This window comes from Nocardiopsis sp. TNDT3 (assembly GCF_003427465.1).
GTDB classification, from domain to species: domain Bacteria; phylum Actinomycetota; class Actinomycetes; order Streptosporangiales; family Streptosporangiaceae; genus Nocardiopsis; species Nocardiopsis dassonvillei.
The window spans coordinates 1-1,610 of the sequence record NZ_QPFC01001307.1; the positions used below are offsets into that span (position 1 = coordinate 1).

2 protein-coding genes are annotated in these 1,610 nt (G+C 72.4%); both read left to right on the forward strand.

From position 1 onward, the window contains the following. Positions 1-241: 241 nt before the first annotated feature. Positions 242-838 (forward strand): cob(I)yrinic acid a,c-diamide adenosyltransferase, encoded by a 597-nt coding sequence (locus tag DQW06_RS27180; RefSeq protein ID WP_013151398.1) that lies wholly within the window; start codon positions 242-244, stop codon positions 836-838. Positions 839-1,085: 247 nt separating this feature from the next. After that, complete coding sequence (locus DQW06_RS27185; RefSeq protein WP_071621337.1) at positions 1,086-1,535, forward strand: hypothetical protein; 450 nt, start codon at positions 1,086-1,088, stop codon at positions 1,533-1,535. The last annotated feature ends 75 nt before the right edge of the window (positions 1,536-1,610 follow it).

Consider the following 1,610-nt stretch of genomic DNA (forward strand, 5'->3'; position numbering starts at 1 on the left):
GTTCCACGCCGCCCGCCGCGGTGTCTCCCCCTCCGCGGTTCCCGGATGACCCCCTCTCGCATCCGGGTACCGCACATGGACACCACGGGCAACTACTTTCGGTAGCCACCTGGCTCCCCAATGTATCAGTGAGTTGCATCACCTTCACGCGCTGATATGGAACAGTTATCCTCCGTCACGCCAGGTGCTCCGGCCCACCGCAGCACCCGCCGGAGCGCGGCCGAACCCTAGGGTGGAGGGCATGACCAAACGGGACACCGACAAGCCGGTCGTGCTGTCGAAGATCTACACGCGCACCGGCGACTCCGGGACGACGGCGCTCGGCGACATGAGCCGGACCGGCAAGAACGACACGCGCCTGGTGGGCTACGCCGACACCGAGGAGGCCAACGCCGCGATCGGCACCGCCCTGGCGCTGGGCGAGCTGCCCGACGACGTCCGGGACCTGCTCGGACGGATCCAGAACGAGCTGTTCGACCTGGGCGCCGACCTGTCCACGCCGATCGTGCCCGACCCGGAGTACCCGCCGCTGCGGGTCCTGCCCGAGTACGTCACCCGGCTGGAGGAGGCCTGCGACGCCTACAACGCCGACCTGCCCACCCTGCGCAGCTTCATCCTGCCCGGGGGCTCCCCCACCGTGGCGCTCATGCACACCGCCCGGATCGTGGTCCGGCGGGCCGAACGCAGCGTGTGGGCGGCCGTCGAGGAGCACGGCGAGACCGTCAACCCGCTCACCGCCCAGTACCTCAACCGGCTCTCCGACCTGCTGTTCATCCTCGGCCGGTACGTCGCCCGGGAGGGCGACGAGGTCCTGTGGAAGCCCGGCGGCGAACGCTGACGCCCGCTGCCCGCCGCGGCCTCCGGGCCGCGCCCGGCCGCCCGTCCGCGCCTCCAGGGGTCCCGCTCCGCGTGAACGGGACCCCTTCGCGCTCCCCACGCCGCCCCGGGCCGCCCGCGCCCCGGAACGCCGTCCCAGTGGGCGTCCGCGACCTGCGCGGACGGAAATCGTCCGGTGGGACGCGTGTCTTCGGCCGGACTGGGGTTATGGGTTCTGGACACGGGAACGGACGAAGGAAGGAACGCAGATGACCACCGGAGCCAGACCGGCGACCGTCACCGCGGTCTTCGTGCTGCTGGTCCTGATCGCGGTCTACCAGATCATCATGAGCCTGATGGCCCTCGTCGGCGCCACCGCCATGGCCACCGTCCCGATGATCGCCGAGGGCGCTCAGGTGCCCGTCTGGGCCGTGCTGACCGGCGCGGCCGTCGGCCTGGTCTACGGCGCGCTGTCGGCCGTCCTGGCCGTCATGGTCAACCGGAACCGCGGCGGCGTGCGCACCTCGGTGACCGCGGTCAACGCGGTCTACGCCGTCGTGATCCTGGCCCTGCTGCTCACCCCGGTCAGCGGGGTCCCCGAGATCGTCGCGGCGCTCTTCGCCGTCACCGTGGCGGTCCTGGCCAACACCGCGACCGCCAGGGAGTACTTCTCCGGCGCCGCGGTCCCGTCCGGACACGCCCACCCGCAGGTCGGCTGACCGCCCCCTGACCGCGCCCGGCCCGGCACCCTCCCACGGGCCGGGCGCGCCCCCGTCCGCACCGTTCGGTCGGCC

What these genes read in the sequence shown, in the direction of transcription:
- DQW06_RS27180 (WP_013151398.1), top strand. Translation starts at nt 242, where the DNA reads ATGACCAAACGGGACACCGACAAGCCGGTCGTGCTGTCGAAGATCTAC.
- DQW06_RS27185 (WP_071621337.1), top strand. Translation starts at nt 1,086, where the DNA reads ATGACCACCGGAGCCAGACCGGCGACCGTCACCGCGGTCTTCGTGCTG.